Here is a 16,215-nt window from a genome sequence, read left to right on the forward strand (position 1 = left end):
TCCCCCGGGCGGGAGGAGCGGCGGGGCAAAACCGCGCGCGGTGCCGCGACCGCCCTAGGGGAAGATCTTGTCGATCTTCTGCTTCAGCGTGTCCGCCGTGAACGGCTTGACGATATAGTTGGAGACGCGCGCCTGGGCGGCTTCGATGATGTTTTCCTGCTGGGCCTCGGCCGTGACCATGAGGAAGGGCGTGTCCGCGAACTGCTCGCTCGCCCGCACCTTGCGCAAAAGCTCGATGCCCGTCATCTTGGGCATGTTCCAGTCCGAAACGATGAAGTCGATCTTTTCCCGGTTCAGGGTTTCCCATGCCGTGGTTCCGTCATCCGCCTCCACCACGTTGTTGAAGCCGAGCTGGCGCAGGATGTTGCGCACGATGCGGCGCATGGTGGAAAAGTCATCGACGATGAGGACGCGCATATTGGGATTGTATGGCATTGACAGTCTCCTTGCGGTTCAGACGTCGGATTCGCCGTAGTGGCTGACAAACTCCCGGCGCAGACGGTTCAGGGCCTGCGTGTGAAGCTGCGAGACCCGGCCCTCGGTGATGCCCATCACCTCGGCGGTCTCCCGCATGTTCAGCTCGTCGGTATAGTAGAGCGACAGTACCAACTTTTCCCTTGGCGTCAAGCGCTCGATAAGCGGGGCCACCCGTTCGGCAAGCTCGCGCATGGCGGTATTGCTGTAAGGCTCGCCGCCGTTTTCCGCGCTGTCGCCCGAGACGCTGTCCTGGATGGCGTCGAGCGAGAGCCAGAGCTGGTTCTGGAGGGCCTCCAGCCCCTGGCGCACCTCGCGCAGTTCCAGGCCGGTGATGCGTTGCAGCTCCTCTTCCGTGGCCTGGCGTCCGTGCTCGTGCTCCACGGCGCGCATGGCCTCGTCGAGCACGCGCACGCGCTGGCGCAGCGAACGGGGGAACCAGTCCAGCCGCCGAAGCTCGTCCAGCATGGCGCCGCGGATGCGGTTTTCCGCATAGGTCTCGAAGCGGATGCCGAGCTGGGGGCGGAATTTGCCCAGGGCCTCCATAAGGCCGAGCGTGCCCGAGCTGATGAGTTCGCCCAGTTCCACGCTCTTCGGCAGCTTGGCCTTGAGCCTGAGCGCAAGGAACCTGATCTTGGGCGCGTAATGGCGCACGATCTGTTCCTGCTCATGGGGCGAAAAATCTCCCCATTCCGTCGCGCCTGTTTCCAGCGATTCCCATGGCTGGACGACGCCGGAGCGCGCAGTGCCGCTTTTCATCGCATCCTTCCCGCGTTGTGCCTCTTCGTCTCCCGGCATTCGCATGCCATTAAGGTTGCCGCCGCCCATCTGCCCGCCCGGCCGGGCGGCGGAGTTTTGGTGTGCGCGTCCGGCAGCCTAGCCGAACAGGAGTTTTTTCCAGAAAAATTTGATGTTGCCGTCCGTCTGCCGGGGAGGTTCCCAGCGGGTGATGGCCGCGGCCAGCCCGTCCACCGCCAGCGCGGCGGGGCTTTCCGGCGCGCCGATGCAGAACGGCTCCTGGCGCACCACGGCCTCGCGCACCGCCGGGTCGCGCGGGATGATGCCCGTCAGCTCCAGCGATACCCCGCTCAGGAAGTGGTCGCAGGCCTGATAGAGGCGCGAAAAGACTTCCCGGGCGATTTTCTGGTCCTGCGCCATGTTGACGCAGACCTTGAAATGCTCCACCCCGTGCGTGAGCTTGAGCACCTTGATGAGGGCATAGGCATCCGTGAGGGAGGTCGGCTCCGGCGTGAGCACGAGCAGCCGTTCCTGCGCCGCCAGGTTGAAGTAGAGCACATTGTCGCTGATGCCCGCGCCGGTATCCACCACCAGATAGTCCAGTTCGTCTTCCAGTTCGCCCACGGCCTCCAGCAGCTCGAGCTTCTGCCCCGTGGACAGGGCAAGCATCTCGCCCACGCCCGACGACGCGGGCAGGATGCTGAAGCCGTAGGGCGTTTCAAAAAGCACCTCGCGCAGGGACGCGCCCTCGTGGAAGAGATGGAAAAGATTCTTCTGCGGGGTCAGCCCGAGGATGACGTCCACATTGGCAAGGCCCAGATCCGCATCCACGAGGACCACGCGCTTGCCCATGCCCGCCAGGCGGCAGGCCAGGTTGACCGAGAGATTTGTCTTGCCGACACCGCCCTTGCCGGAAGTGACGGAAAATACCATGGGTAGCGTGTCGCTCATCGCTCTGCTCCGCTATTCGCGCTCTGGACGGTTTCAGGCCGTGCGGCCGGTCAGCCTGGCGGACTCGCTCCCGGGGGCGGAGGCGCCGCCTTCCCCCCCCGGTCGGCCGGGGATCTGCCGTTTGAAAATCAGCCGCCAGATGAGCGGCTCCGTGGCCGGGGACAGGCTCTCCTTGAGTTCCGCGCCGTAGGAGAGCGCGGAAACGGGGATCTGCGTTCCGGCACCGACATTGACGATGGTCCCGAAGCTTACGGCTTCGTCAAGCTTGGCCCAGACGATGCTCGCCGGGCCGTCGGCGCGGTAGCGCCCGAGAAATTCCTCCACCTGGAGCGCATCGCAGAAGGGCGGCAGCACCAGATGGCAGGCGGCGTCGTCCGTGGCCGCCGTGTCCAGGCCCATGGCCGCGCGCCAGCGTGCCAGGGTCTCGCCGCGCGCCATGCCGGGCGTGTCGATGAAGACCGCATCGGCCTGAGCCGTGGCCGTCAGGGCGCGGGCCATGCTTTCGCGGTCGGCCGCCTCATGATAGGCAAAGCCCGAAAGCTCCGCCCAGTGCCGCAGGACCAGGCGCCCGTTGCCGCGCAGGCAGTCGGCGTTGACAAAGGCGATACGCAGGCCGGCATCGCGCGCCCTGAGCTGGAGCGCGAAGCGCAGGGCCGTGGTGGTCTTGCCCGCGCCGAAGGGACCCGTGACCAGATGGAGGCGCTGCGGCCATTCCGCCGCGCCAAAGGGCCGCACGGGCACCATGCCGCACAGGCATTCCAGCACCGAGGCGCCGGGATCGGCCAGCAGGCGCTTGTACAGGTCCACGGCAACGGCGTCGGCCACGCCCTCGCGCTGGAGGTATTCCAGGGCGATGCGCTGGCGCGGCGTGAGCCGCTCCAACTGGATGGCCGGCTTCATGAGGGCAAAGAGCTGATCCTTGATCTGCATCCATTCCCGGTGCCATTCGCTCCAGCCGCCGGGCGCGGCGTCCGGACCCGACGGCGCCGTGGGGGCGCCGGGCGCGTTGCGCTCCAGCCCGGCCGTGATTTCATGGCAGACCACGCCGTTTTTGCGGTAGGTGCGGTTGCCGAGGATGACGGCATCCGGACCCATTTCGGCCTTGACCCGCGCAAGGACTTCTTGCGACGAAGCGCCGGTGAATGTTTTTACCTGCATGGTCCGCTTCCTTTGCCGCGCGGCCGGGCCGCGTCTCGTGTGGTCGCCGTCCGTTTTCCGGCGGCACGCTAAAGTATGCAAAAAAGGGGCCAGTGTAAAACGGGATTTTCCGGCCGCCCTGCCCCGGCATGCCGGGGCCTTCTCCCCGCTCCGCATCCCCGGATGTCAAAAACCCGCCGGCCGGGATTCCGGCCGACGGGTCTCCTGCGCCTGGGGAAGAGATGGTTCCGCTACTCGGCGCCCACGGTGCCCACGGACTGGAGGCGGATGTCCGCCGGGATCTCGGCCTGGGAAATGACAGGCACGGTGGGCATGAAGCGGGTGATGAGCTGCGCCAGGTGCGGCCTGACCATGGGGCTTGCCAGGATGACGGGCTGGCCGTCGGTATTGACCGCGTTTTCCACCGCCGCGCTGATGTTCTGCATGAGCCGCTGGGCCGCCGCCGGATTGAGCGAGAGGAAGGCCGCGCCGTTGTCGGTCTGGCGGATGCCCTCCTGGACCATGCGCTCGGCGTTGCCGTTGAGCGTGAGCACCGGCAGCACGCCCTGGCTGTCGAGATAGGGGCGCACGATGGAGCGGGAGAGCTTTTCGCGCACATATTCGGCAAGCATTTCCGGGTTCTTGACGCTGCCGCCGAAGTCGCCCAGGGTCTCCACGATGGTCAGCATGTCGCGGATGCTCACGTTTTCCCGCACGAGCAGCTGAAGCACCTTCTGGACGCCGCCCAGACTGATGGTGCCGGGCACGAGGTCCTCCACGGCCTTGGGCGAGTGCTTCGCCACCGTGTCGAGAAGCCCCTGGACGGCCTGCCGGTCGAGGAAGTCGGCCAGATGGCGCTTGAAGACCTCGGTCAGGTGGGTGGCGATGACGGTGGCCGGGTCCACCACGGTGTAGCCCGCGAGCATGGCCTCCTCGCGCTGGCTTTCGGGTATCCAGAGCGCGGGCAGGTTGAAGGCGGGTTCGCGCGTTTCGATGCCGCTGATCTGGGTGGTCACGTTGCCGGGGTCCATAGCCAGGAAATGGTCCACGAGAATCTCCGCCGAAGCCACCTGATTGCCCTTGATGAGCAGGGAATACTGGCCGGGCTTGAGCTGGAGGTTGTCGCGCAGGTGGAGCGAGGGGATGACCACGCCCATGTCCAGGGCGAACTGCCGCCGGATGGAGCGGATGCGCGCCAGGATGTTGCCGCTCTGCTCCTCGTCCACCAGCGGGATGAGTCCGTAGCCCACTTCGAGTTCCAGGGCGTCGAGCGGCAGCAGGGCCTGCACTTCCTCGGGCGTGTCGGCCGTGGCCGGGGAGCCGGCGCCGCTCTTGCCCTTGCCCTTGCTCTTCTTGGCGTCGGCCGCGTCTTCGGCCTCGTTGGCGGCGGAGAACCGGGAGACGAGGAAGAGCAGGACCGCCAGCACGAGGAAGGGGATGGCGGGCAGGCCGGGCACCAGGGCAAAGATCACCAGAACGCCGGAGACCATCTTGAGCGCCTGGCTGTTGAACGTGAGCTGGGCCAGGAATTCTTCGCCCATCTTGGCTTCGGAGGCGGCGCGGGAAACGAGCAGGCCCGTGGCCGTGGAGACGATGATGGACGGGATGGTGGAGACGAGACCATCGCCGATGGTCAGGAGCGAATAGGTGGTGAGGGCCGAACCCCAGTCCATGTCCTTCTGGACGACGCCGATGATGATGCCGCCGATGATGTTGACCATGGTGATCATCATGCCCGCGTTCACGTCGCCGGAAACGAATTTACAGGCGCCGTCCATGGCGCCGTAGAAGTCCGCCTCCTTCCGCAGGGCGTGGCGGCGGTCGTTGGCTTCGTCCTCGTCGATGAGACCGGCGTTGAGGTCGGCCTCGATAGCCATCTGCTTGCCGGGCATGGCGTCCAGGGTGAAGCGGGCGGCCACTTCGGCGATGCGCGTGGTGCCCGCGGTGATGACCGTCTTGTTGAGGATGAACATGATCATGAAAATGACGCCGCCCACCACATAGCTGCCGCCCACCACAAACTCGCCGAAGGAGCGGATGACGCTGCCCGCCGCCTCCACGCCGGAATCGCCGTTGAGGAGGATGAGGCGCGTGGAGGCCACGTTGAGCGCCAGCCGCAAAAGGGTGGTGATGAGCAGGAGCGAGGGGAAGATGGTGAACTCGAGCGGCGAGTTCATGAACATGGTCGTCACCAGGACGAGCAGCGAAATGGAAATGCTCACGCAGAGCATGATGTCCATGAAGAAGGTCGGCAGCGGCACCAGCATGACGAAAAGGATGACCACCACGCCCGCCGCCAGGGCCAGTTCCCCGTGCTTGGAAAAACGGCTGTAATCGAATTGCGGAAGTCCTGTCGTTGCCATTTTCCTGACGCTCCCCATGGTTTGCCGGGTCGGCCCCCACCGTGTCCCGTTCGTCCATCCTTACCCGCTAGTTGGCCCTGGGCTTGAGTTTCCAGATGCTCGCCAGCAGGGTGGCAACCGCCTTGTACAGCTCTTCGGGAATCATGTCGCCGATTTCCACTGCTTTATACAAAGCTCGTGCCAACGGGACATTCTCGCGGATGGGCACGTTGTGTTCGCGCGCCACGGCCTTGATCTTTTCGGCCAGGTGGTCCGCGCCCTTCGCCAGCACCACGGGCGCCGGAAACTCATCGGCATTGTAGCGCAGGGCCACGGCGATATGCGTCGGGTTGGTCACGACCACATCCGCCTTGGGCACATTCTGAAGCATGCGCTGCATCACCACCTGCATCATCTTCTGGCGCTGCTTGTTCTTGATGACCGGATCGCCCTCGGCCTGCTTCTGTTCGTCCTTGACCTCGTCCTTGGTCATCTTCATGCCTTCCCTGTAGGCGAAGCGCGTTTGCCAGACATCGAACGCCGCGATGGCAAGGATGGGCAGGAGCGCGTAGGAGGCAAGCTTGAACGCCATCTGGAGCATGTAGGCGGCCACCCCCTCGGTGGTGGCATAGTACATGGGCAGGAAGTTCTCATGCTCCTGCCAGATGATCCAGCCGGGGATGAGGCAGAGGATGATGGCGAAGAGCAGGCTCTTGATGGTCCGCAGCACCGTCTGCGGCGAGAACATCATCTGCTTCAGGCCCTTGAGGATGTTGAAGCGCTGCCAGTTGAACTTGAAGACCTTGGTGGTCCAGAGCTTGCCCACCTGGATGCGCTGCGCGAGAAAGCCCACGAACGCCAGAAAGAGCAGGATGGGCATGATGATCTTGCACAGCTCCAGCATCAGCTCCTGCGTCAGGATATAGACGTTCTGCGGATTGGGATCGAACTCCCAGGAGTGGACGAGAAAGCGGCGGAAAATGTTCTTGATGGACTCGCTCATGGGTCCGATCCAGACAGAGAGCACCAGCATGCCGCCGGTCAGGCTCACGGCCTTGCCCAGCTCGGCGGACTTGGGGACATTGCCTTCCTGGCGCTGTTTCCTGATGCGCTTGGGCGTTGCCGGTTCCGTTCTGCTTGGGTCTTTCTGCGCTCCGAACATCTGTTTCCCCCTCCGATGTCCGCGCGGCCCGTGGTCTTCGGGCCGCGCGGGACGTCGTCAGAGGAATAGCAAGAAGAGTGCCAGAATGCCCGGGATGCCGTCGCCCGCGCGCCCCGGAACCAGAGCGTTCCCGAAAGGGTCCGCAGTACCCCCCCCCATGGCACGGCCGCGTCACCAACGCAAAAGTATAACAAAACCTCCCGAAACAGCCCCGGGCGGCGTTGCCGCTCAGTACAGCTTTTCCAGCACCTCCCGCTCGTCCTCCATGGAGTAGCAGTGCTCGGCCGCGGGAAAGCTTCCGTCGCGCACGGCCGTTGCATACTCGCTGAAGGCCGCGCGCATGGCATCGCCCACGGCGCCGAAACGGCGCACGAATCTGGGCGCCACGCGGTCGAACATGCCGAGCATGTCCTGCCACACCAGCACCTGGCCGTCGCAGTCCGGCCCGGCGCCGATGCCGATGGTGGGGATCTCCAGCTCCCTGGTGATGCGGGCCGCCAGCGCGGCGGGCACGCACTCCAGCACCAGGGCGAAGGCCCCGGCGTCCTGCACGGCGCGGGCATCGTCCAGCAGCTTTTGCGCCGCGGCGAGGCTCTTGCCCTGCACCTTGTAGCCGCCAAGCGCATTGACGGACTGCGGCGTGAGGCCGAGATGCCCCATGACCGGGATGGACGCGCGCACGAGAGCGCGGATCTCGGGGGCGAAGTCCGCGCCGCCCTCCAGCTTGACGGCCTGGGCGCGGCCTTCCTTGACGAGGCGCCCGGCGTTGCGCAGGGTGTCGTCCACGCCGCGCTGGGAACTCATGAAGGGCATGTCGCACACCACCAGGGGCGAGCCTGCGCCGCGCGCCACGGCCGCGCAGTGGTGGATCATGTCCTCCACGGTGACGGCGAGCGTGTCGGGATAGCCCAGCATGACCATGCCGAGGGAATCGCCCACCAGCAGGGCGTCGATGCCGCACTGGTCCATAATGTGCGCCACGGTATAGTCATAGGCCGTGAGCATGGTGAGCTTTCTTGCGCCCTTGGCCTGTCTGAAGCTGGCCGCTGTGGTCTTCACTGTGCGCCTCCTTGTGTGGTCGTGTCGCCGCCGCGCGCGGCCAGGGCCATGAGCAGGTGCGTGAGCCGCGCGGCCGTGTAGTCCGCATGGTGCAGCCCGGGGATGGGCGCAAGCTCCACCACGTCCAGTCCGGCCACTTCGCGCCCCCTGACGCAACGCTCCAGGATGAACTGCGTCTCCTTCCAGGTGAGTCCCCCCGGCGAGGGCGTGCCCGTGGCCGGCATGAGGGAGGGGTCCAGACCGTCCACATCAAAGCTGATATAGATGCGGCGCGGGAACCCTTCGGGCAGCGGCTGCTCGGGCAGGCCCACCCGGGCGAGAAAATAGGCGTCGTAGTGCGTGACGCCGCAGCGTCGCCGGACCTCCACTTCCTCGCGGCTGATCTCGCGCACCGCGAACTGCACCAGCGGCAGGCCGAGATCGGCCACGACCCGGCGCATGACGCAGGCGTGGGAATACGGGTCGCCGCCGTATTCGTCGCGCAGGTCGGCATGCGCGTCGAACTGGAGCACGCCGAGAGGCTCGTCGCGTTCGCGCGCATGGCGGGCGAGGGCGCGCAAGGCCCCGAGGGTGACGGTGTGTTCGCCCCCCAGCAGGACCGGGATGGACCCTGCCGCCACAGCCCTGTTCACGGCGTCCTCGATGCGCCCGAGCACGGCTTCGGGATGCCCGGACGCATCTATGGGCGGCGCGGTATAAATTCCTGACTCGCCCGGCGCCATGCCGTTTTCCATGGCCTCCAGCTGCTGCGACGCGGCCAGGATGGCCGCCGGACCGGCCGCCGTGCCGCCGCCGTAGGAAACACTGCGCTCCAGCGGCGCCGGGATGACGTGAAAGGCCGCCCTTTCGGGAGCGGCGGGGGGATATTCGGAAGCGAGGAACGCGTCACTCATGCGGAAACTCCTTGGGACAGGCGCGGCCACGGCGGCGCCCGATGCGCGCCATTCTCTCCCATCCGGCGCGAAACGGCAATGCCCGGCGGCGTGCCGCCGGGCGGAGGAGGCAAAAAAACGGCCCGCCGGGGATGCGGGCCGTTCTATTTGGAGGAGGCTGTCAGCAAAAGAAAGGAAGGTACTGAGAACATTGCAATGCTCATGCCAAGTTAAAGAATTGCGGGATTTTTTCTAACATACTTGAATTTCAGGAAAGTTTTTTTGTTTCTGTTTGGCTGTGCGTAAAAAAAATTAAACGTTTGCCACGCCGGCGGGGCATTTCGCTGCCCGGCGCGTAAAAAATCTTGTCCGCCGGAAGCGCGGCGCGGCAAACGGCCCGCGCCCCGCACGGAAAAACAGTCCCGCGCCAGCCGCGCGGGGCGGCCGCGAACAGTGGCAGTGCACACGGCATGCGTTGCGCGGGAGCGCGCTATTGCGGGCCGGCGCCTTCGGTGGCTGCCCGGCCCTGCGCGGCGAGCGCCAGCTTTTCCGCCAGGTCGCGCGCGCCCGGGGTGGCGCGCCACTGGCCGAACAGGGTGCGCCAGGCGCCGAATTCCTGAAAGCCCTGGTCCAGCTGTTCCTCGTGCAGCTGCACCCAGGCGTGGAACAGCTGGAGCTGGATCTGGAAGGTGGCGCTGCCGAAGACCACGGCCGCCATGTCCCTGGGCATGGTCTTGCCGTCCAGCTTTTCGAGGACGAAGGTGCAGACCGCGCGCCGCGAGGTCTCAAAGTCCACGGGGTGTCCGTTCATGTGTTCGGCCAGCGGCAGCAGGTGGGGATACAGCTCGCCGATGCGGGCCATGGCCTTTTCCGGCACGCGGATGCACAGGCGTTCCGCCTCTTCCGTTCCTTCCGGCGCGTCCCCGGCGGCAGTGGCCGGGTCGGGCGGCAGTTCCCCGATGAAATGGAAGCGGAGCCAGTTTTCGAACATCACGGCCTCCAGGGCCTGCTCCACGGCATTGCGAAATTCTTCCTGCGCTTCCGGCACGTCGCCCTCCCGGCATTGCTCGTTTGAAGATGGGGCAGCATAAGCGCGCCGTTGCCCCGCGTCAACGCGCGGCGCCGCGCTGTACCTTCCGGCGTCCCTGTGCTAGAAGATGCCGAATATCCATCGGTCCGTTCCGCGCCGCTGCGGGAGCCGCCGCGGGCGTCTGCGGCGCGGGGGAACTGGCGGCCACGGACAGATCCCGGGAAACGCTCATGATCGACTACGCCCAGGCGCTCAATGAGGCCCAGCTCGCGGCCGTCACCGCTGGAGACGGCCCGGTGCTGGTGGTGGCGGGCGCCGGCAGCGGCAAGACGCGCACCATCGTCTATCGTCTGGCATGGCTCGCCGAGCATGGCGTCCCGCCAGAGTCCATCCTGCTCCTCACCTTCACCCGCAAGGCCGCGCACGAGATGCTCCAGCGCGCCGGGGCGCTCCTGGGGCAGGGGCTTTCCGGCGTCCAGGGGGGCACCTTCCACGCCTTCGCCTTCAATGTCCTGCGCCGCTGGCGCCCGGCGTGGCTGGGCGATCGTCCGTTCACGCTCATGGATGCGGCGGACATCGCCGCGGCGGTCCGCCAGTGCAAGACCAGTCTCGGGCTGGGCAAGGGCGACCGTTCCTTTCCCAGGAGCGCGAGCGTGGTGGCCTTTCTCAGCAAGGCGCGCAACAAGGAACTGCCCCTGGCCGAGGTGCTGCGCCGCGAGGCCTTCCATCTGGAACCGTATGTGGAGCAGCTGGAACGCCTGGGCGCGGCGTATGACGCCTACCGGCGCGAGAACGGCCTGCTGGATTACGACGACCTGCTCTTCGAGCTGGAGGCCCTGCTGCGGAACGATGCGGCCGCGGCCGGCGCGCTGCGGGCGCGCTTCCGGCACATCCTGGTGGACGAGTATCAGGATACCAACCTCGTCCAGGCGCGCATCGTGCGCCTTTTGGCCGGGCCGCTGCCGGGTGCCCCGGCCGCGGAGGGAGCGGACCCGTCGCTGTGCAACGTCATGGCCGTGGGGGACGAGGCCCAGTCCATCTATGCCTTCCGTGGCGCCAATGTCCGCAATATCCTGGATTTTCCGAAACTGTTCCCCGGCACGCGCATCCTGCCGCTGGAGGAGAATTACCGCTCCACCCGGCCGGTGCTTGATGTCGCCAACAATCTGCTGGAACACGCGGCGGAATCGTTCAACAAGCATCTGTTCACGCGCCGGGAGGGCGGCGAACCCGTGCGGCTGGTGACGCCCCTCAGCGACGAGACCCAGGCCGCCCTGGTGACGCGGCGCATCGGCGAGCTTCTGGAAACCTACCTGCCGCACGAGATCGCGGTCCTGTTCCGGGCGGGTTTCCATTCCTTCGCGCTGGAGGTGGCGCTCAGGCGGGCGGGCATCCCGTTTCGCAAGTACGGCGGCCTGCGCTTTGTGGAGGCCGCCCACATCCGCGATGTGGTGGCCTTTGCCCGGCTGGCGCTCAATCCGCTGGACCTGCCCGCCTTTGCCCGCGTGGCGGCCATGCACAAGGGCGTTGGTCCCAGGACCGTGGAACGGCTGCACACGGCCCTGCGTACGGGCGAGCCGGGCGCGGTGGACAGGGCGTTCGCCCGTTTTCCCGAGTTGCGCGAGGACCTGCGCTTTGTGGAGGGCTTGCGCGCGGCGGCTCCGGCTCCGGCGGAGTTTTTCGATCAGGTGCTCGACCATTACCGCCCGCGTCTGGAAAGCCGCTATCCCGAGGATTGGCCGCGCCGCCAGCAGGGGCTGGAAGAGATCCTCCAGATGGCCTCGGGCTACGCCGCCCTGGATCTGTTCGTTGCCGACCTTGCCCTGGAATCGCCCGAGGAAGACGCGGACGACGGCCCGGACAACGGCGAGGGCCGCATCACGCTTTCCACCGTGCATTCGGCCAAGGGGCTGGAGTGGGGCGTCGTCCTGCTCATCGACCTGGTGGAGGACCGCTTCCCCTCGCGGCATGCGCTGACGCGGCCCGAGGATTTCGAGGAGGAGCGGCGCCTCATGTATGTGGCCTGCACGCGCGCCCGGCAGCGTCTTGAGCTGTACGCGCCCGCCACCATCTACGACCGCGCCGAGCGCGGCACCCTCCATGCGGCGCAAAGCCCCTTTGTGCGCGAGCTTGCGCCCGGCCTGGCCGAGGAGTGGGTCGAGGGCTTCGGCGGGCGTCTGGCCCGGCGCGGCGGGGGCGGACTCCGCTGCCGGCCGCCGCGCGCCGCCGTGGAAGGAGGGGGACCGGCATCCCGGCCGGAGGCGCCCGGGGAGGACTGCCAGCTGCCGCCGGAGGAATGGTCCCGTCCCGGCAGTCCGGCGCCCGCGGCATCCGCAGTATCCGCGGTATCCGCAGTATCCGGGGGGAGCGAAGCGTCCGGGGCGGCCGAGGCTCCGGAGGGTCCGCTCTGTCACTGCCGTCACCGCATTTTCGGGCGCGGCAAGATCGTGCGCCGCATCGCCCCTGACAAGGCGCAGGTGAATTTCCCCGGATTCGGGCTGAAGGTCATTCTCACGGACTATCTCATCATGGAGGACTGATATGCTGTCCCTGCCTTCCGAGGACGGCATCCTCGCCTGCCTCGGCCGTCATTTTCCCAATACCCATCCCTCCCTCCTGCTCGGGAGGGGCGATGATTGCGCCGTGCTGCGGGGGGACCGCCCCCTGTGCGTGAGCAGCGACCTCTTTCTTGAGGATGTGCATTTCCGCCGCGCCTATTTCACCCCGGAAGAACTGGGGCACAAGGCGCTGGCCGTCAACGTGAGCGATCTTGCGGGCTGCGGGGCCAGGCCCCTGGCCTTCACGCTCTGCCTCGGCCTGCCGGACTGGGCGGACATGGAGTGGCTCGACGCGTTTTTCCGGGGCATGGCGAAACTTGCCCGCGAGCAGCGCATGGCCCTTGCCGGGGGGGACCTGTCGCGCTGCGGGGAGCTGCATGTTTCGGTGACGGTCTGGGGCGAAAGCGTCCAGGCCGACCAGTCGCCCGTCTTTCTTTCCCGTGGCGGCAGCATGCCTGGCGATACGCTCTTTGTCGTGGGTCCTCTGGGGCTGGCGCGCGTGGGCCTGTCGGTGCTGGAGAGCCGGGGGCGCGCGGCCCTCGAGGACTGGCCCATGGCCTGCGCGGCCCATCTGCGGCCGGAGCCGCAGGTGGGCGCCGGACTCATGCTCGCCCGCGCGGGCTGCAATGCGCGGCCACCCGCGCTCATGGATCTTTCGGACGGTCTCATGCGCGACCTGCCGCGCCTGCTTGGCCTGTCCGGCGAGCTGGGCCTGCACGGCGATGCCCTGGGGGCGGATCTAGTCCTGCCGCAGCGTCTGCTGCATGCCGAACTGCTCCGATACGCCGCACAGCACGGCAAAAACCCGGTGCATGAGGCCCTGCTCGGCGGCGAGGACTATGCCCTGCTGGGCGCCTGCGCGCCTGACATGCTTCCGGCGCTGCACGCGGCCATCCCCGGCTTTTTCGCCATCGGCACGGTGACGGACGGCGGCGGCCTGGTCTGCAACGGCGAGTCGCTGGACGGCCTGCGCGGTTTCGACCATTTCGAGGCGGCGTGCGGCCGGACAACGGGGGAGGGAGAAGAGGCATGAAGAACGGGAACATGACGCCGCCGGCGGGACTGGCCGACCCCGGGAGCGTTTGCCGTTGCGCGGAGGAACTGCGCCGCGTCTGCCGCGACGCCTGGCGGGGGGGCCTGCTTTCCGGCTGCAACGGCAATGCGAGCCTGCGCCTGGAAAGCGCGGCGGGAGCGGAAACGGACAGCCTCCTTTGCATGACGCGCACGGGCGCGGCCAAGGGGCGTCTCACGCCCGCCGATGTCTGCCTGCTGGACGCGCGTTCCGGCCATTGCCTCGCCAACGGGCCGGCATCGTCCGAGGCGGCGGTGCATCTGGCGCTCTACGCTTCGCGGCCGGAGTGCCGGGCCGTGCTCCATACCCATCCGCGCCACCTGCTCGCCCTGAGCCTTGCCGGGCGCGCGCAAGGGACGACGGAGGAGTTTCTGCTCCGCATGCCGCTCTATGAGGCGGATGCCTGGCGGGTCCGGCTGGCCTTTGCCCCGGCGCTCCCCCCCGGCACCAGGGAGCTTGCCGATGCCGTGGCCGCCGCCGCCGCGTCGCTTCCCCCGGCAGCGGCGGGGGGCGCCGCCGGCGGGGCCGTGTGGATGGAGCGGCACGGACTCTGCTGCTTCGCGCCGAGCCTCTCCCTGGCCCTGACCATGAGCGAGGAGCTGGAACACCTTGCCGCCATCCAGCTTCTGGCGGGGTGACACCGCGCGCCGGGGCCTTTTCTTCATGATCCCCGGGCGTCCCGCTCCGGCGCGATCTGCGTAATTGCCGGCGTCCGGACGTTTCCTTGCTTCCCGCAGGCCCGCGACGGCCTGCGTCCCGCCTGCGTTCCCGGCGTTTTCCGCGCGCCGGAGGCCTCCCCGCCATATATCCCGCCTTTTCCGCGTCCCCGGGGATGCGACGCGCCTTCCCGCAGGCTGCCGTCCCGCCGGCCGGGCCTTCCGGTGTCCGGCAGCCTGTCCCTGGGTTTCCCCCGTGCATTCCGGCGTGCATTCCGGCGCGCATTCGTGAAACTTCCTTTCCGGCCCTGTCCAGACCCCCGCATCATCCTGGTTGTCGATTCTCCAGAGAAAACCGGGAGTCGCGGTCTGCCCGGATGGGCAGAGTGTTTTCAGTAATTACTTGAAATCATTATAAGAAAAATTATAGGTACAAAGGTTGACATTTTCTTCATTAATCACGTACTAAAAATTGTCGACAATAAACATTCAGCATGTCGCCAAAAGGGCGCCGGGCAGCGGCCGGACCCGTGGCGGCAGCGGCCACGACGGGGGTCCCTGTGGAAGAGAATGGCAGGCACACCTTCACCCAGCAGGTCATCGACTATGTTCGTGACGCGTTGCGCCAGGGCATCTTCAAGCCCGGTTCGCCCATCACCGAGCAGATGCTGGCCGATGCCTTGGGAGCCAGCCGGGCGCCTATCCGGGAAGCGCTCCAGACCCTGACCAACGAGGGGGTCATCTGCTCGTATCCCTACCGGGGGCGTGTCATCCGCGAGATGAACCCGCAGGAGATCCTCGACACTGCCTATCTGGTGGGCGTCATTGAAGGCGCCCTCGCGGTACGGGCGCTCCCGCATCTGACCGCCGTGGAGTTCGACCGGCTGGAAGCTTTGGTGGGCGCCATGGAACGCGCCGCGCGCACGGGCAGCGGCATCGACGAGATAGAGCGTCTGGGGAGCGAGTTCCACCAGCTGCTGTGCGGGGGCGGTCATCTAGCCGGTTTTGCCCTGCACACGCGCAAGATATGCAAGGATATCTCGCGCCTTCTCTATTATCGCTACTGGCGGGAGATTTTTAGCCTGGCGGAACGGGCGCGGCGTCACCGTTTTCTGCTGGAGGCGGTCCGCACCGGCGATGTCCTGTATATCGATGCGGTATTCAGACGGCATCATATGGAAGTGGGGGAGGGGATCTGCCGCATGCTGGCCGCGGAACTTTCGGCGCGGGAAGCCGGGGACAAGGGGGAACGGTCCCCCACGCCCGGTGTCGGGCACGGAGGCGCGGCATGAGGGTCGGTGTTGTGGGAAGTGGCGCCGTTGGGCGGAGCATCGCCGCATTTGCGGCCGGGGGCGGCGTTCCCGGCCTGGAACTTGCCGGCGTCTGTGACGCGGACGCGGGGCGCGCCGCTGCCCTGGCGGCGGAGCTTGGCGCGCCGGGACTCGACCTTGGGGCGTTGCTGCGTGAGTCCGATCTCCTTGTGGAGGCCACTGCGGCAGCCGCCATGCCCGGCATCGTGCGCCGGGCCGTGGCCGCCGGGACCCGGGTGCTCACCCTGAGCGTGGGCGGGTTCGCGCTGGATGACACGCTGCTTGCCTTTGTGCGGGAAAGCGGCGGCGAGGTGTATCTGCCCTCCGGCGGCATCGTCGGCATCGACGGTCTGCTGGCCCTGCGCGAGCTTGGGCTGGAACGCGTGGAGATCACCACCACCAAGGCCCCGCGCAGTCTCGCGGGCGCCCCCTATTTTCAGCGCCCGGAAAACAGCGCGCTGCTGGAGGGGCTGGATGGTCCCCGTCTGGTCTTCAGCGGCAGCGCCAGGGAAGCCATCGCGGCATTTCCCGCCAATGTGAATCTCGCCATTACCGTGAGCCTGGCCGGCATCGGCGTGGACCGCACGCGCATCAGCATCTACGCGGACCCGGCGGCAACAGTCACGCGCCAGCGCCTTTCGGCCGAAGCCGGCGGCTGCCGTCTGGAGACCGAGGTGACAGGGCCGCCCCTGCCGGAGAACCCGCGCACGAGCCTGCTGGCGGCCAATTCCGTCAAGGCGCTCCTGCGCGACCTGAGTTCCGCGGTGCGCGTGGGCACCTGAGCTTCCCGGCGCACAGCGGCCATGGTCCGGGCGCCACGGGCGCCCACACGAGTATCGACAATCAGGAGAGGA

14 protein-coding genes are annotated in these 16,215 nt (G+C 67.0%); 5 read left to right on the forward strand and 9 right to left on the reverse strand.

From position 1 onward, the window contains the following. Nucleotides 1-54: 54 nt before the first annotated feature. The 9 genes from QZ294_RS05625 to QZ294_RS05665 form a co-directional block, all read right to left on the reverse strand. Nucleotides 55-435 (reverse strand): chemotaxis response regulator CheY, encoded by a 381-nt coding sequence (locus QZ294_RS05625; RefSeq protein WP_297047805.1) that lies wholly within the window; start codon nucleotides 433-435, stop codon nucleotides 55-57. Between the two features lie 18 nt (nucleotides 436-453). Continuing rightward, nucleotides 454-1,233 carry a FliA/WhiG family RNA polymerase sigma factor gene (locus QZ294_RS05630; protein ID WP_297047806.1) on the reverse strand — a complete coding sequence of 260 codons (780 nt, stop codon included), beginning with the start codon at nucleotides 1,231-1,233 and terminating at the stop codon, nucleotides 454-456. 117 nt (nucleotides 1,234-1,350) lie between these two features. After that, nucleotides 1,351-2,163 carry a MinD/ParA family protein gene (locus QZ294_RS05635; RefSeq protein ID WP_297047808.1) on the reverse strand — a complete coding sequence of 271 codons (813 nt, stop codon included), beginning with the start codon at nucleotides 2,161-2,163 and terminating at the stop codon, nucleotides 1,351-1,353. A 33-nt stretch (nucleotides 2,164-2,196) separates the two neighbouring features. Further along, nucleotides 2,197-3,321 (reverse strand): flagellar biosynthesis protein FlhF, encoded by a 1,125-nt coding sequence (locus tag QZ294_RS05640; protein ID WP_297047810.1) that lies wholly within the window; start codon nucleotides 3,319-3,321, stop codon nucleotides 2,197-2,199. A gap of 230 nt (nucleotides 3,322-3,551) precedes the next feature. Continuing rightward, nucleotides 3,552-5,663, reverse strand: coding sequence for a flagellar biosynthesis protein FlhA (gene flhA, locus QZ294_RS05645; RefSeq protein ID WP_297047811.1), 2,112 nt, complete (start codon nucleotides 5,661-5,663; stop codon nucleotides 3,552-3,554). Nucleotides 5,664-5,730: 67 nt separating this feature from the next. Further along, nucleotides 5,731-6,804, reverse strand: a complete 1,074-nt coding sequence (gene flhB / locus QZ294_RS05650; protein ID WP_297047813.1) for a flagellar biosynthesis protein FlhB — start codon at nucleotides 6,802-6,804, stop codon at nucleotides 5,731-5,733. 228 nt (nucleotides 6,805-7,032) lie between these two features. Further along, nucleotides 7,033-7,863, reverse strand: a complete 831-nt coding sequence (gene panB, locus QZ294_RS05655; RefSeq protein ID WP_297047815.1) for a 3-methyl-2-oxobutanoate hydroxymethyltransferase — start codon at nucleotides 7,861-7,863, stop codon at nucleotides 7,033-7,035. Continuing rightward, the gene (gene speB, locus QZ294_RS05660) at nucleotides 7,860-8,756 is read right to left on the reverse strand and encodes an agmatinase (RefSeq protein WP_297047817.1); all 897 of its coding nucleotides are present in this window, start codon (nucleotides 8,754-8,756) and stop codon (nucleotides 7,860-7,862) included. The genes panB and speB overlap by 4 nt, the downstream gene beginning before the upstream one ends. A gap of 469 nt (nucleotides 8,757-9,225) precedes the next feature. Continuing rightward, nucleotides 9,226-9,783 (reverse strand): hypothetical protein, encoded by a 558-nt coding sequence (locus QZ294_RS05665; RefSeq protein WP_297047820.1) that lies wholly within the window; start codon nucleotides 9,781-9,783, stop codon nucleotides 9,226-9,228. A gap of 212 nt (nucleotides 9,784-9,995) precedes the next feature. Here QZ294_RS05665 and QZ294_RS05670 point away from each other — a divergent pair, with 212 nt between their 5' ends. The 5 genes from QZ294_RS05670 (at nucleotide 9,996) to QZ294_RS05690 (ending at nucleotide 16,143) form a co-directional block, all read left to right on the forward strand. Beyond that, nucleotides 9,996-12,305 carry an ATP-dependent helicase gene (locus QZ294_RS05670; protein ID WP_297047822.1) on the forward strand — a complete coding sequence of 770 codons (2,310 nt, stop codon included), beginning with the start codon at nucleotides 9,996-9,998 and terminating at the stop codon, nucleotides 12,303-12,305. A 1-nt stretch (nucleotide 12,306) separates the two neighbouring features. Then, on the forward strand, nucleotides 12,307-13,356 hold the full coding sequence (thiL, locus tag QZ294_RS05675; RefSeq protein WP_297047824.1) for a thiamine-phosphate kinase: 1,050 nt from the start codon (nucleotides 12,307-12,309) through the stop codon (nucleotides 13,354-13,356). Next, nucleotides 13,353-14,033, forward strand: a complete 681-nt coding sequence (locus tag QZ294_RS05680) for a class II aldolase/adducin family protein (protein ID WP_297047827.1) — start codon at nucleotides 13,353-13,355, stop codon at nucleotides 14,031-14,033. Before thiL ends, QZ294_RS05680 begins: the two co-directional genes overlap by 4 nt. 578 nt (nucleotides 14,034-14,611) lie before the next feature. Then, nucleotides 14,612-15,343, forward strand: coding sequence for a GntR family transcriptional regulator (locus QZ294_RS05685; protein WP_297047829.1), 732 nt, complete (start codon nucleotides 14,612-14,614; stop codon nucleotides 15,341-15,343). Beyond that, nucleotides 15,340-16,143, forward strand: a complete 804-nt coding sequence (locus QZ294_RS05690) for an aspartate dehydrogenase domain-containing protein (protein ID WP_297047832.1) — start codon at nucleotides 15,340-15,342, stop codon at nucleotides 16,141-16,143. Before QZ294_RS05685 ends, QZ294_RS05690 begins: the two co-directional genes overlap by 4 nt. Nucleotides 16,144-16,215: the final 72 nt, after the last annotated feature.

It is taken from the genome of uncultured Desulfovibrio sp., assembly GCF_910584445.1.
Taxonomy (GTDB): domain Bacteria; phylum Desulfobacterota; class Desulfovibrionia; order Desulfovibrionales; family Desulfovibrionaceae; genus Desulfovibrio.

Bases quoted from the DNA above. Each gene is read 5' to 3' on its own strand.
- QZ294_RS05630 (WP_297047806.1), bottom strand. From the start codon at position 1,233: ATGAAAAGCGGCACTGCGCGCTCCGGCGTCGTCCAGCCATGGGAATCG.
- QZ294_RS05680 (WP_297047827.1), top strand. From the start codon at position 13,353: ATGAAGAACGGGAACATGACGCCGCCGGCGGGACTGGCCGACCCCGGG.
- QZ294_RS05635 (WP_297047808.1), bottom strand. From the start codon at position 2,163: ATGAGCGACACGCTACCCATGGTATTTTCCGTCACTTCCGGCAAGGGC.
- speB (WP_297047817.1), bottom strand. From the start codon at position 8,756: ATGAGTGACGCGTTCCTCGCTTCCGAATATCCCCCCGCCGCTCCCGAA.
- flhB (WP_297047813.1), bottom strand. From the start codon at position 6,804: ATGTTCGGAGCGCAGAAAGACCCAAGCAGAACGGAACCGGCAACGCCC.
- QZ294_RS05625 (WP_297047805.1), bottom strand. From the start codon at position 435: ATGCCATACAATCCCAATATGCGCGTCCTCATCGTCGATGACTTTTCC.
- thiL (WP_297047824.1), top strand. From the start codon at position 12,307: ATGCTGTCCCTGCCTTCCGAGGACGGCATCCTCGCCTGCCTCGGCCGT.
- QZ294_RS05670 (WP_297047822.1), top strand. From the start codon at position 9,996: ATGATCGACTACGCCCAGGCGCTCAATGAGGCCCAGCTCGCGGCCGTC.
- QZ294_RS05690 (WP_297047832.1), top strand. From the start codon at position 15,340: ATGAGGGTCGGTGTTGTGGGAAGTGGCGCCGTTGGGCGGAGCATCGCC.
- QZ294_RS05640 (WP_297047810.1), bottom strand. From the start codon at position 3,321: ATGCAGGTAAAAACATTCACCGGCGCTTCGTCGCAAGAAGTCCTTGCG.
- flhA (WP_297047811.1), bottom strand. From the start codon at position 5,663: ATGGCAACGACAGGACTTCCGCAATTCGATTACAGCCGTTTTTCCAAG.